The 13,506-nt window shown below is 71.2% G+C and carries 10 protein-coding genes; 3 read left to right on the top strand and 7 right to left on the bottom strand.

What is annotated here, in order from left to right; all coding sequences use genetic code 11:
* Nucleotides 1–8: 8 nt before the first annotated feature.
* Nucleotides 9–854 carry a hypothetical protein gene (locus COUCH_RS03725; protein WP_430640959.1) on the top strand — a complete coding sequence of 282 codons (846 nt, stop codon included), beginning with the start codon at nt 9–11 and terminating at the stop codon, nt 852–854.
* Nucleotides 855–1,182: 328 nt separating this feature from the next.
* Here COUCH_RS03725 and COUCH_RS03720 read toward each other — a convergent pair whose 3' ends face one another.
* Nucleotides 1,183–1,866 carry a response regulator transcription factor gene (locus COUCH_RS03720; protein WP_067508792.1) on the bottom strand — a complete coding sequence of 228 codons (684 nt, stop codon included), beginning with the start codon at nt 1,864–1,866 and terminating at the stop codon, nt 1,183–1,185.
* A gap of 31 nt (nt 1,867–1,897) precedes the next feature.
* The gene (locus COUCH_RS03715; RefSeq protein WP_249613549.1) at nt 1,898–3,190 is read right to left on the bottom strand and encodes a sensor histidine kinase; all 1,293 of its coding nucleotides are present in this window, start codon (nt 3,188–3,190) and stop codon (nt 1,898–1,900) included.
* Between the two features lie 214 nt (nt 3,191–3,404).
* Here COUCH_RS03715 and phoU point away from each other — a divergent pair, with 214 nt between their 5' ends.
* Nucleotides 3,405–4,049: a phosphate signaling complex protein PhoU gene (gene phoU, locus COUCH_RS03710; protein WP_249610700.1), complete on the top strand. Its 645-nt coding sequence runs from the start codon at nt 3,405–3,407 to the stop codon at nt 4,047–4,049.
* A 189-nt stretch (nt 4,050–4,238) separates the two neighbouring features.
* Here phoU and COUCH_RS03705 read toward each other — a convergent pair whose 3' ends face one another.
* Nucleotides 4,239–5,018 (bottom strand): phosphoglyceromutase, encoded by a 780-nt coding sequence (locus COUCH_RS03705; protein WP_430640879.1) that lies wholly within the window; start codon nt 5,016–5,018, stop codon nt 4,239–4,241.
* A 112-nt stretch (nt 5,019–5,130) separates the two neighbouring features.
* Here COUCH_RS03705 and COUCH_RS03700 point away from each other — a divergent pair, with 112 nt between their 5' ends.
* Nucleotides 5,131–6,435: an MDR family MFS transporter gene (locus COUCH_RS03700; RefSeq protein ID WP_249610698.1), complete on the top strand. Its 1,305-nt coding sequence runs from the start codon at nt 5,131–5,133 to the stop codon at nt 6,433–6,435.
* Here COUCH_RS03700 and COUCH_RS03695 read toward each other — a convergent pair.
* From COUCH_RS03695 to COUCH_RS03680, 4 genes are all read right to left on the bottom strand, one after another.
* Complete coding sequence (locus COUCH_RS03695; RefSeq protein ID WP_249610697.1) at nt 6,432–7,313, bottom strand: acetyltransferase; 882 nt, start codon at nt 7,311–7,313, stop codon at nt 6,432–6,434. The two genes, COUCH_RS03700 and COUCH_RS03695, sit on opposite strands and share 4 nt — an antisense overlap.
* Before the next feature lie 132 nt (nt 7,314–7,445).
* Nucleotides 7,446–8,927 carry a chemotaxis protein CheW gene (locus tag COUCH_RS03690; RefSeq protein WP_249610696.1) on the bottom strand — a complete coding sequence of 494 codons (1,482 nt, stop codon included), beginning with the start codon at nt 8,925–8,927 and terminating at the stop codon, nt 7,446–7,448.
* Nucleotides 8,924–11,764, bottom strand: coding sequence for a methyl-accepting chemotaxis protein (locus COUCH_RS03685; protein WP_249610695.1), 2,841 nt, complete (start codon nt 11,762–11,764; stop codon nt 8,924–8,926). The genes COUCH_RS03690 and COUCH_RS03685 overlap by 4 nt, the downstream gene beginning before the upstream one ends.
* 454 nt (nt 11,765–12,218) lie before the next feature.
* Nucleotides 12,219–13,445 carry an MDR family MFS transporter gene (locus tag COUCH_RS03680; protein ID WP_249610694.1) on the bottom strand — a complete coding sequence of 409 codons (1,227 nt, stop codon included), beginning with the start codon at nt 13,443–13,445 and terminating at the stop codon, nt 12,219–12,221.
* Nucleotides 13,446–13,506: the final 61 nt, after the last annotated feature.

The raw sequence follows: 13,506 nt of genomic DNA, 5'->3' as shown, positions 1-13,506 counted from the left end.
GCATTGTGATGGACGACGCGGCAGCCGCCCGCGCCCGCGAGGTCGATCTGGATTTTCCTCGCGAATGGATCGAGTTCACCGACCCGGCCGACGACCAGCACGTGGTCCGCGCCGACCTGACCTGGCTGCTCTCCCGCTGGACCTGCGTGTTCGGCTCGGCCTGCCACGGCATCATCGCCGGGCGCGCCAACGAGGGCTGCTGCTCGCACGGCGCGTTCTTCACCGACGCGGACGACGAGAACAGGATCAAGGCCGCGGCCGCGAAGCTGACGCCCGAGACGTGGCAGCACTACCGGCGCGGGTTCAAGAACTACACGGAGATGGACACGATCGACGGGTCGAAGCCGGCCCGGCGTACGGCCACCCAGCCCGACGACGGCCCGTGCGTGTTCCTCAACGACGGCACCTTCCCGGGCGGAGGCGGCTGCGCCCTGCACGCCCAGGCGCTCCGCGACGGCGTCCACCCGCTCATCTACAAGCCGGACGTCTGCTGGCAGCTCCCGGTACGCCGTGAGCAGGACTGGACGAAGCGCCCGGACGGCAGCAAGTACCTGCTCTCCACCCTCACCGAGTTCGACCGGCGCGGCTGGGGCCCCGGCGGCCACGACCTCGACTGGTGGTGCACGTCGTCCCCGGACGCGCACGTGGGCACGGAACCCATGTACCGCTCGTACGGCCCGGAGCTGGCCGCCCTGATCGGCCAGAAGGCCTACGACGAACTGGCCCGGCTCTGCGACGAACGCCTCGAGTCGAGGATGGTGGCCCCCCACCCTGCCACAGTCGCCGCCCAAGCAGCCCAAACGCCCCAGAAGCGCGGCGGCCGCGAACCCGCCACCCCACCCCGCGCCCAGTAGGCGTCAGACAGACGTCCCATCTCGGCACCGAACGACGGCAGAGCGACGCCGGCGAAAGAGAGCGCGCGACCAGAGGACGCGCGGCGGGCAGCGGACGCGCGGCCAGAGTCGGGCGGCCCCGGATACAACGACGCGCGGGCTACGAGGGCGGGTGCGCTCCACGGGAATCAGCGCGGTGCTGCCCGCGTACACACGAGGGGCTAGCCGTCACCAACTCACGCAGCCGGACCACAACGGCTTCGGGGGGAGGGGATGACCCACGCAGGGATCAAGCCTGACCGCCCGGAGTGGGTCATCCCCTCCCCCCGAAGCCCCCACAGCAACCAACTCACGGCTCGAACTTGTACCCCAGACCACGCACAGTAACGATGTACCGAGGAGCGCTAGGCTCCGGCTCAACCTTCGACCGCAGCCGCTTGACGTGCACATCCAGCGTCTTGGTGTCGCCGACGTAGTCGGCGCCCCAGACCCGGTCGATCAGCTGCCCGCGGGTCAGGACCCGCCCGGCGTTCCGGAGCAGCAGCTCGAGCAGCTCGAACTCCTTCAGCGGCAGCTGCACCCCCGTGCCGTCGACCGTCACCACGTGGCGTTCGACATCCATCCGGACCGGCCCGGCCGCCAGCGTCGGCGTCGTGACCTCGGCCGCCTCCGCGCCCTGCCGGCGCAGCACGGCCCGGATGCGGGCGACCAGCTCGCGCGGCGAGTACGGCTTGGTGACGTAGTCGTCGGCGCCGATCTCCAGGCCGACCACCTTGTCGATCTCGCTGTCCCGGGCGGTCACCATGATGATCGGTACGGCGGAGCGCTGCCGCAGTTGCCGGCACACCTCGGTGCCGGACATCTCGGGCAGCATGAGGTCGAGCAGGACGATGTCGGCGCCGGTCCGGTCGAACTGGGTCAGCGCCGAGGTCCCGGTCGGGGCGACCGACACCTCGAAGCCCTCCTTGCGGAGCATGTACGACAGGGCGTCGGAGAACGACTCCTCATCCTCGACCACGAGCACGCGAGCCAATGGGGGTTCCTTTCGGGTGCTTCCGCGGCCGTCAGGCCGAGGGGAGCCCGGCCGCGCCGGACTCGATCTCAATCGCCGCCGGTAACGGCAGCGGGGATTCCGGGGGGCGCGCCGGTAGGCGCAGGGTGAACGTCGAGCCTCCACCCAGTGTGCTCGAGACGTCGACGCGGCCGCCGTGGTTCGTGGCGATGTGCTTGACGATGGCCAGGCCGAGGCCGGTGCCGCCGGTGGAGCGCGAGCGCGCCTGGTCGGCGCGGTAGAAGCGCTCGAAGATCCGGTCCACGTCGTGCGGGGCGATACCGATGCCCTGGTCGGTGACGTCGATCTCGATCCACTCGTCGTCCTGGCGCATGGTGAGCGCGACGCGGGTGTCCTCGCCCGAGTACGCGATCGCGTTCTCCACGAGGTTGGTCACGGCGGTGGCGACCTGGCTGTCGCTGCCGTACACGGTGGCGCCCTTGGGGCCGGTGTAGACGACCTCGATGTTCTTGGCCGCCGCGGTGGTCCGGGTGCGGTCGACGACCTCGGCGATGACCCAGTCCAGCGCGACGGGTTCCGGCGTGGGCAGCGGCTCGGCGCCCTGCAGCCGGGTGAGCTCGAGCAGCTCGTTGACGAGCCGGCCCATGCGGGCGGACTCGTGGTGGATCCGGTCGGCGAAGCGCCGGGCCGCGATGAGGTCCTCGGACTGCGCCTCGGGCGCGGAGCTGGGGAGCTCGGTGGCGTCCAGGAGCGCCTCGGCGAGCAGTTGCAGGGCCCCGATCGGCGTCTTGAGCTCGTGGCTCACGTTGGCCACGAAGTCGCGCCGGACCCGGGCGAGGCGGTGCGACTCGGTGACGTCGGCGGCCTCCACGGCGACGTGGGTGGCGTTCAGGGCGACGGCGCGCAGGTGCAGCCCGAGCGGCGCGGACGCGTTGCCGGCCCTGCCCCGGGGCAGGTCGAGCTCGACCTCGCGGCGTACGCCGGTGCGGCGTACCTGACCGGCGAGGGTGCGCAGGATCGGGTGCGCGGCGATGGTGCCCGGGGCGCCGCCGGAGCGGAGCAGCCCCATCGCGCGGGCGGCCGGGTTCACGAGCACGGGGTGGTCGTCCGCGTCGAGCACGACCACGCCCACGCGCAGCGAGTCGAGGCTCTTGCGGCCGAGGCCCTTGAGCCCGGTCCTGCCGGTCGGCTCCTCGTCGATGTCGATCTTCCGTACCCCCTCGCTCGCTCCGGCCGGCGCGGGTCCGGCCACCGGCCGCTCCGGCCCGCGGGTGCGGGACAGCAGCCATCCCGCCGCGACGCCGACGGCGAGCGCGACGAGGATGAGGGCGAGGCCGTACACCATGTCCACGCTGCGATCGTAGGGTCATTGTTTACCTGACCCGTACGGCTAACCGGACAAATCCGGCACGCTTCGAACAATGTTCACCACCCGGCCCGGCGTCGTTCACCGCCGTTCATGTCCGCGCCGCCGAGCCCTCTTAGCGTTGCCCCTGCAAGCCCTGCTCACCCCGGCTGCCGGAGATGGTTCCGGCCAGCCTCGACCCCGGGACGAGAACATGCGTGAGGAGTTCCAGGCGGACCTCAACGAGGTCAGTCGCCTGCTGGTGACGATGGCGGAGGCGGTACGCGCCGCCCTGCGCAAGGCGACGACCGCGCTGCTGACCGCGGACCGGGAGGCGGCCGAGGCGGTCATGGCCCGCGACGCGGAGGTCGACGACATCTACCGCCAGGTCGAGACGAAGGTGGCCGACACGATCGCGCGGCAGGCCCCGGTGGCCTCCGACCTGCGGATGGTGATCACCGCGTTGCACATCTCCGCGGATCTGGAGCGGATGGGCGACCTGGCCGAGCACGTGGCGAAGACGGCGCTGCGCCGGCACCCGTCGCCGGCGGTCCCGGCGGAGCTGCGCCCGGTCTTCCGGCAGATGGCGGAGGTGGCCGACCGGATGGCCGACAAGATCACCACGGTGCTGGCCCGTCCCGACGCCGGCCTGGCGGCCGAGCTCGAGAAGGACGACGACGCCATGGACGACCTGGAGCGCGACCTCTTCAAGGTCCTGCTCGCCGACGACTGGCCGTACGGCGCCGAGACCGCGATCGACGGCGCCCTCCTCGGCCGCTTCTACGAGCGCTACGCCGACCACGCCGTCAACAGCGCCGAACAAATGCTCTACCTCATCACCGGCGAACAGGCCGCCTGACCCACCACGACAGGAAGCGCCGGGTGCCACGGGGGCACCCGGCGCTCTTCGCTGTCACCAGGGCCCCGGCGCCAACCGAGACGAGCAGAGTCACCACCACGCTTTTCGTGGGCGGGGATGCCGCACGCAGGGATCAAGCCTGACCGCCCCGGTATCCCCGCCCACGAAAATCCCCCCAGTGAAGGGAAATCAGCGACCCTGATTGGCGACGGCGGCCGCGGCCTCTTTGGCCAGCTCCGGGTCGAGGTACGCCCCGCCGGCGGTGACCGGGCGCAGGTTGTCGTCGAGGTCGTAGCGCAGCGGGATCCCCGTCGGGATGTTCACCTTCGCGATGGACTCGTCGGAGATCTGATCGAGGTGCTTCACGATCGCGCGCAGGCTGTTGCCGTGTGCAGCCACCAGCACCGTCTTGCCCGCGCGCAGGTCCGGCACGATCGCGTCGTACCAGTACGGCAGGGCGCGCAGGAGCACGTCCTTCAGGCATTCCGAGCGGGGCTTGAGCTCCGGCGGCAGGGCCGCGTAGCGCGGGTCGGCGAACTGCGAGTACTCGTCGTTGTCGTCGATCGGCGGCGGGGGCACGTCGTACGACCGGCGCCAGAGCATGAACTGCTCCTCGCCGTACGTCTCGAGGGTCTGCTTCTTGTCCTTGCCCTGCAGGGCGCCGTAGTGGCGCTCGTTGAGCCGCCAGTGCCGCTTGACCGGGATCCAGTGCCGGTCCGCGGTGTGCAGGGCGATCTCGCTGGTCCGGATGGCGCGGCGCAGCACGCTGGTGTGCACGACGTCCGGCAGCAGGCCGTGCTCCTTCAACAGCTCGCCGCCGCGGCGGGCCTCCGTCTCCCCCTTGGCGTTCAGGTCGACGTCGACCCAGCCGGTGAAGAGGTTCTTGGCGTTCCACTCGCTCTCGCCGTGGCGCAGCAGCACAAGGGTCCCAGTCATACCCCCATCCTGCCGCAACGCGAGACCCCGCATGCATGGACCCCGAGTGGCGACCACCACGTGGAAACCGGGCTGCGAGGTCCACCGGGGATCACTAGGTTGTAAGTCCGGAAGGTTCTACCGGTGCTTACACGGGGGTGCGGGCGTGCGCGGGTGGTTGCGGGAAGCGGCGGGTGGGCTGCCCCGGCAGTTCTGGTTCCTCTGGACCGGGACGCTGATCAATCGGCTCGGCGCCTTCGTCGTCATCTACCTGGCCATCTACCTCACCCAGGACCTGCACTTCTCGCAGAGCCAGGCCGGCCTGGTGCTGGGGGCGTACGGCGTCGGCGGCGCGATCGGCACGATGACCGGCGGGGTGCTCACCGACCGCTGGGGCCGGCGCCCCACGATGCTCACCGCCCAGTTCGGCACCGCCGCGCTGATGCTCACGCTGGGCTTCGCCGGGCAGTTCTGGCAGCTGCTCGCCGGCGCCTGGCTGCTGGGCGTCTTCGCCGAGGGGGTCCGGCCGGCGTTCCAGGCGATGATGGTCGACGTGGTCCCGGACCGGGACCGCATCCGGGCGTTCTCGCTGAACTACTGGGCGATCAACCTGGGCTTCGCCGGAGCAGCGATCCTGGCCGGGATGCTCGCGAAGGTCGACTACCTGCTGCTGTTCGTGGTGGACGCCGGCACGACCCTCGTCACCGCGCTCATCAGCCTGGTCTTCATCGCCGAGACGCAGCCGGTCCGGGCGGTCGTCCGGCGGGTCCGCGGCGGCCCGGGCCTGGGTACGGTCTTCCGCGACCGGGTCTTCGTGAGCTTCCTCGCGCTGAACTTCGTGATCGTCCTGGTGATCATGCAGCACATGTCCACGCTGCCGATCGCGATGACCGCGGACGGCCTCAGCCCGGCCACCTTCGGCTGGGTGATCGCGGTGAACGGGCTGATGATCGTGGCGGGCCAGCTGTTCGTGCCGAAGCTCATCGACGGCCGCAACCGGTCCCGGGTGCTGGCGCTCGCCATCCTGATCATGGGCGTCGGCTTCGGGCTCAACGCGTTCGCCGGCTCGGCCGCCTTCTACGCGGTCACCGTGGTGATCTGGACCCTCGGCGAGATGCTGCAGAGCCCGTCGAACTCGGCGCTGGTGGCCGAGCTGTCGCCGTCCCAGCTGCGGGGCCGCTACCAGGGCGTCAACTCGCTGTCATGGTCGGCGGGTTCGGCGTTGGCACCGGTGATCGGCGGCTTCGTGCAGCAGCATGCGGGCAGCGCCGTCCTCTGGCTGAGCTGCGCGGCGCTCGGCGCGCTGGTCGCGGTCGGCCAGCTGGTGTCCGGCCCCGCCCGGGAACGCCGCGCGGCCGAACTGCGCCTGACGGAGAGCGCGCTCACGACGCCCGCACCCGCCGCGACGGAGACGACCCACGAGGAGGACGTGACCCCGCCGCGGCAGGTGCCGGTGCCTGCCGACAACTAGGGCGTGAAGACGACCCGGGCGCGCAGCCGCCGGAAACCGGTGCGTTCCAGCTCCGCCACGGTTGCCACGCGATGGGCGTCGGTATCGGCCACCACCTCGCGGGCGCCGCCCTCCGCCAGCACCCCGGTCGCCTCGGCCAGCAGGTCACCGCGGACGGCCGGGTCGAGGACGCCGAGGTAGACCAGCAGCGGGTAACAGGCGTCGCCGGCCGTACCGGCGAGTCCCACCGGCTCGCCGTCGGTCAGGGCCACCCGCCAGGCGCCCGGCGAGTCGCCGAGCCACGCGAGCGGATCGGTGGCGATGTCGACGCCGGCCACCGCCCGGGCCGTCTCCGCGCCGGTCAGCACTTCCGGCTCGCCGATCCGGCGCACCAGATCGTTGATCTCGGCGGCATCGCGCGCCGGGCGGAACGTGTGGCGTCCCGAGGCGGCCGGGAGCGGCGTACCGGTCCAGGTGAAGCGCAACCGCTCACCGCGCTCGACGAGGCCGGCCAGCCGGGCCGCTTCCATGGGCCGTTCCACGACGGCTCTGACGTCGGGCCGGCGCCGCCAGTACGCCGGCGCCGCCGCGTAGTACGGCCGGGGACCGCCGAACGCCTCATGGGCGGCGCGCAGCAGCTCGGCACCCACCTCGGGCTCGGCGGTCACGTCGAAGCGTTCCAGCCAGGGATCGCCGACCGCCCCGGGCGGCTGGACCCAGGCCGCGCGGGCGACGATGCGGCCGCCGCGCAGGGCGACCCAGGTGTTCCCGGGGCGGTAGCCGCCGGATGCCACACCGTCGGCGTACGGGACCTGCCGCAGCTCGGGCAGCGGGTCGGGCAGGGAGTCGAACAGGTTTTCCTCGCCCGCGACGAGCGGACGGACGACCACGTCGGTCATGGGGAACCTCCGGAAGAGCAGACGCCCCGGTTCAGCTCCGCGTGGACGCCGGGACGCGGAGGGGGCGCAGAACATCGGACATTGTTCTGACCTCCTTCCGGGCTCGTCGGCGTACCGGAAAACCTAGCAGGCTCAGACAAGCTCGGCGACGACCATCGCGGTGAGGTCCACATGGGGCAGCAGCCGGCCGTGGGCCTCCGTACCGATCTTGACCAGCGGCCCGCGCTGCAGCAGCGCGCCGGGGTCGGCGGTCTCCTTCGGTGCGGTCTCCTCCCACACCGAGTCCTCGATCGCGTGCAGCGCGGGGACGACGAAGCCGATCAGCTCGCCGCCGGGCCCGTCGACGAGCAGCACCCGCGCGGTCCTCGGGTCGGGTATGCCGGGCACGCCGAGCAGCTGTGGCAGCGACATCAACGGCACGGACAGCTTGCGGTGGGCGAAGATCCCGAGCAGGGCGCCGGCGTCGTCGACGGCGATCGCGTTCTCCGGGTACGGCACGATCTCGGTGATCTGGCTCAGCGGCGTCGCCGCCTCGGTGCCCACGCTGTACGTGAGGAACTTGCGGACGCTCGGCACGACCTGACGGCCGTCCGGACGGTCCTGGTCCCGGCCCGCGTTCCGGTTCGCCGGTGCCCGCTGGGTGGTGGCGCCGGCCGGGTCCAGGGGTACGCCGAGACTGCCCAGCGCGTCGAGCTCGGCGTCGGCACGCAACGCCTCGCCGTTGAGCAGCAGGTGCTGATCACCCGAGCCGGTACGCAGCACCCCGGCCAGGAACCCGTCCTTGCGCATGCCGACCGGCGGGAGCGGCAGCACGTCCGCGACGGGCACCGAGGCGATGTCCGCGATCTCCGACACGGTGAGGACGACGAGGCCCCGGGGCGTGGCCAGGACCACGCCGCGCAGGTTGCCGTCGTCGGGCACGGCGCCCAGGCCGAGGAGCTTGAGCGGGTCCACGGCCGGCACCGCCTTGCCCTGCAGGTGCACCACGCCGCGTACGGAGGAGCCGTCCAGCGGCGAGGAGTGCAACGTGAGCTGGGGAACCACCGAGTGCACGTGACCCACGTCGATGCAGAGCCCGACCGGCCCGCAGCGCAGCAGGAGCACCGTACGGCGGGACGTGTCGGTGTCCACGCCGCCGAGCCCGGCGATCGACGCGCGGGGACCGGTGTCCCGGACGACGGGTACGCCGGGCAGGCGGGAGATCGCCTCGGCGTCCAGCAGCGACACCACCGCGCCGTCCTCGGGGCGTTCGAAGGTGTGCGAGAACAGCGCCGGCCGCTCCCCCGCGACGGAGACGCCCAGCAGCGACTCGGGCCGGATCCGCGTCACCCCCTCGATCTCGTCGGCGAGCAGGCCGAACAGCTGGTCGCCGCGGGCCACGATGACGATCACCCGGCCGCTGTCGTCGTCCGGGGCGTACCCGGCGAGCCGGCGCAGGTCCAGCACCGGGATCACGACGTGCCGCAGGTTGACCGCGCCGAGCAGCCCCGGCGCCGTGGCCGGGAGCGGGCTGAACGCCGGCGGTCGCATGATCACTTCGCGGAGCTCGTCCAGCGGCAGCGCGACCCGCACGCCGCCGGCGTGGAAGACCCCGTACCGGGCGTCGGTGGTCACCGGGCCGGTGTCCCCTCCGGCGCCATCGCGGCGTCGGTACCGATCAGGTCGTTGATGAGGCTGTTCACCGAGCGCGACGCGTCCTGCTGGAGCTGGGTCGAGTCGGCGATCCGCTTGATCGACTCGGTGGTGGAGGCGACGCTCCGCAGGATCTGGCCGAAGGCGTCCTGCGCGCGGTGCGAGACCGCCGAGCCCTGACCGACCCGCTGCGCGGACTCGTGGATCAGCGTGGTGATCTCGCGTGCCGCGTCCGAGGACCGCTCGGCCAGCTTGCGCACCTCGCCGGCCACCACGGAGAACCCGACGCCGTGCTCGCCGGCGCGGGCCGCCTCGATGGAGGCGTTGAACGCCAGCAGGTTCGTCTGGCTGGCAATCTCCCCGATCACGTTGACGATGGCGGCGATCTGGTCGGAGGACTTCTCGATGAGGTCGATCGCCTCGATGGACTTGCGCAGCTCCTCGTACCCCTCCTGGGCGTTGTGCTGGGTCTCCCCCGCCAGCCGGCTCGCCTGCTGGGCGCTCACCACGATCTCGTCGATCGAGCCGGTCAGCTCGTTGATCGACCGGCTCATCTCCCGGGTCTTCGCCGACAGCAACTGCTCGAGCTGGACCTGGTCGGTGATGTCGTGGGCGTACTTGACGACCTTGAACGGACGGCCCTGCATGTCGAAGATCGGGTTGTACGTGGCCTGGATCCACACGTCCCGGCCGAACTTGCCGACCCGGTGGAACCGGCCGGTGAGGTACTCGCCCTTGCGCAGCCGCAGCCAGAAGTCGCGGTACTCGGCCGAGGTCACGTACTCGGGAGTGCAGAGCATGCTGTGGTGCTGCCCGACCAGCTCCCGCGCCGAGTAGCCGAGGGTGCGCTGGAAGTTCTCGTTGGCCAGCAGGATCACGCCCTCGAGGTCGAACTCGATGACCGCCTGGGCGCGGTTGATGGCCTGGTCCTTGCCCTCGTACTCGGCGTTGTGGAGCTTCGCCTCGGTGATGTCGGTGGCGTACTTGACGACCTTGTACGGCCGCCCGTCCAGGTCGAGGATCGGGTTGTACGTGGCACGCAGCCACACCTCCCGGCCGCCCTTCGCGACGCGCTTGTAGACGCCGGAGTCGAACTCGCCACGCCCGAGCCGGTCCCAGAACGCCAGGTACTCGGCGCCGGCCGCGTCCTCCTTGCCCACGAACATCCGGTGGTGCTGGCCCCGGACCTCCTCGATGGAGTAGCCGACCACGTCGAGGAAGTTGCGGTTGGCCGTGAGCACCCGGCCCTGCAGGTCGAACTCGACGACGGCCTGCGCCCGGCCGATCGCCTCGACCTTGCCCTCGTACTCGGCGTTGCGCAGCTTGCCCTCGGTGACGTCGGTCGCGTACTTCACGATCTTCAACGGCCGGCCGTCCAGGTCGAAGATCGGGTTGTACGACGCCAGCAGCCACACCTCCTTGCCGTCCTTGCCGATGCGCTTGTACTCGCCCGACTCGTACTCGCCGCGGGCCAGCCGCTCCCAGAAGCGCTTGTACTCGGGGCTGCGGGCCGCCTCCCGGTCCATGAACAGGCGGTGGTGCTGGCCGCGTACCTCATCGATCTTGTAGCCGACCACGGCCAGGAAGTTCTCGTTCGCGTCGAGGACGTGCCCCTCGAGATCGAATTCGACGACCGCCTGCGAGCGGCCGATCGCGGTGACCTTGCCGACGTACTCGGCGCTGTGCAGCTTGGCGTCGGTGACGTCGGTCGCGTACTTCACGACCTTGAACGGCCGGCCGTCCAGGTCGAAGATCGGGTTGTACGTGGCCTGCAGCCACACCTCCCGGCCGCCCTTGGCCAGCCGCTTGTACTCGCCGGACTCGTACTCGCCGCGGGAGAGCGCCTGCCAGAAGTTGCGGTACTGGGCGCCGCGCGCCTCCTGCTCCTCGACGAACATGCGGTGGTGCTGGCCCCGGATCTCGTCGAGGGTGTAGCCCATCGTGTTCAGGAAGTTCTGGTTGGCGTCGAGGATCAGGCCGGACAGGTCGAACTCCACGACCGCCTGCGAGCGGCCGATCGCGGTGACCTTGCCCTCGTACTCGGCGTTGCGCAGCTTGGTGCCGGTCACGTCCAGGGCGTACTTCACGATCTTGTACGGCCGCCCGTCCAGGTTCAGGATCGGGTTGTACGTGGCCCGGATGTACACCTCCCGCCCGCCCCGGCCGACCCGCTTGTACTCGCCGGACTCGGGCTCGCCGGTGCGCAGCCGCTCCCAGAACTGCTCGTACTCCGGGCTGTCGGCGTACCGGTCCTCGCAGAGCATGCGGTGGTGCTGGCCGACCAGGTCGCTGAGCGAGTAGCCGACGAGCTCCAGGAAGTTCTCGTTGGCGGACAGGATCGTGCCGTCGAGGTCGAACTCGATCACCGCCTGGGACCGGTCGATCGCCGCGTACTTGCCCTTGAGCTCGGTGACGTGCCGCCGGTCCTCGGTGATGTCGTACGCCGTCACGAACACCATCTGGCCGTCGGTTTGCCGCGCGCCCGGCTCCGGCTGCACCGGCCCGCAGTTGAGCCGCAGCCACTTGTGCCGGTCGGCGTGGTCCACGACCTCGATGACCTGCTCCAGGTACTCGCCGCCACGCGCGGCGTCGAGCATCCGGTCGACCGCGCTCGCGGAGGTGTTCCAGAGCTCGCTGAGCCGCTGCCCCACGACCTCGCTGCCGTCCCGGCCGACCAGATCGCAGAACCGGTCGTTGGCGGCCACGACCGCGCCGGTGCGCGCGTTGACGGTGGCGATCAGGCGCTCGTGCAGCAGCAGGGCGAGTGACGCCTGCTGAAGCGCGGGGTCCGAGGCGAGCGGGGCGGAGGGGTGGACCACGGGCTGCTCCTGGAGATCGTTTTCCGGGACGTCACCTACCCGTTCGGCCGATGCCCGGAGGGGCTGAGCCGGTCCGCACGTTCCCCGGGCAATTGGCCTTAAGGGCGAGTTCGGCATCGTCCGTGAGGTTTGAGTTGCCCGGTGTGACGGTCCCGACAGATGGCAGACAGCCAAGTGGCTTGTGGGCCTTGACGGGCCCAACTAGCGTGGTCGATGGACGCCGAGCCGTTAGTTCGGGGAACGGGTTGGTCCTTCGGGACCGCCGCGGAGCGGCGTTCGGGGACGGGTGGCATCAGCCGTTGGGGGACGGCGCGACCCGAGACCGGCGGTATGTGCGGGCGACGCCTATGGGGATGGGTGTCGCCCGCCGCCGCCGGCGCCAATCGTGATCATGAGCCCGGCCTGAGTGCCGGGCTTTTGCGTGCCCGCCGAGTGATCTCCGTGTCGAGCCGGGTCACGCCGTGGTCTGGCGGGTGCGGGTGGCCGGCGCCGCGACCCGCCGCTCCCGCGCCGGCCCGGCGACCAGGTGCAGCGCCGCCCCCGCCGCCCCCACCCCCGCGACGATCAGCCAGTGCGCCGGGCCGAACGCCTGCAGGCTCGCCCCGCCCAGCGCCGGCGCCAGGAACGACGCCGCCGGGAAGGTCAGGAAGAACACCGCCTGATAGCGGCCGCGCAGCTCCGGGGGCGCCAGCTCGGCGTTGATCTCGGCGTTCGGCGGGGCGGCGAGCATCGAGCCGATCGTCCAGACCGCCGCGGCGAGCAGGTAGACCGTGAGGCTGTTCGCCGCGGCCAGCACCGCGAAGCCGGCGGCCATCACGGCCAGCGAGACGGCCAGCACGCGGGCCTTGCGGTGCCGGTCGATGAGCTTGGGCACGAAGAGCTGACCGGTCACGATGAGCGTCCCGCTCAGCGCCGTGAGCAGGCCGTAGCTGGACGGGCTCAGGCCGTCGTCCCGCATGGCCAGCGGCACGATGGTGTTCGTCTGGCTGTAGAGCAGCGCCTGCAGCAGGGTCAGCCCGACGAACGCCAGGAAGATCCAGTCGGTCAGGGCCGTGCGCATGCCGCCGGCACCCGCGTCCGGCAGGGTCGTGCGCTGCCGGGTCTCCGGGACCTTCCAGAAGATCAGTACGCAGGTCAGCGCCGTCGATGCCGCGTCGATGAGGAACAGGCCGAGGTAGCTCCGTTCGGCCAGCACCCCGGCGAGCAGCGACGCACCGGCCATGCCCAGGTTGAACGCCCAGAATTGCAGGTTGAACGCGCGGGAGCGGTTCTCCGCCGGCACCACGTCGATGATCGCGGCGACGAAGGCAGGGCCCGGCATGGCCTGGGCGAGGCCCAGCAGGAGTGCGAACACGGCGATGACGGGGAGCTCGGTGCTCACCGCCAGGGCCACGAGCAGGATCGCGGTGGCGATGTGCGAGGCGAGCAGCGTGGAGCGGCGGCCCCAGCGGTCGGTGAGGACGCCGCCGAGCAGGGTGCCGGCGACGCCGCCGATGCCGTACGCGCCGACGATGAGGCCGGCCAGGGCGGTGCTCGCGCCGCGCTGCGCCGTCAGGTAGAGCGACAGGAACAGCACGGCGAAGCCGCCGACCCGGTTGATCAGCAGGCCCGTCCACAGGTACCAGTAGGTGGCCGGGAGCCCTCCGACCGCGTCCGACCACCACGTGCGCGCCTTCGGCACCGGCCCTCCAACTGGCAATGCTCTTAACTAATGCATCAGCCAGGTTAACCGTGCCGCTCGG

The sequence above is a fragment of the Couchioplanes caeruleus genome, assembly GCF_023499255.1.
Lineage (GTDB): Bacteria > Actinomycetota > Actinomycetes > Mycobacteriales > Micromonosporaceae > Actinoplanes > Actinoplanes caeruleus_A.
The sequence above is the reverse complement of the archived record's forward strand: the minus strand, read 5'-3'. Positions and strand labels throughout refer to the sequence as shown.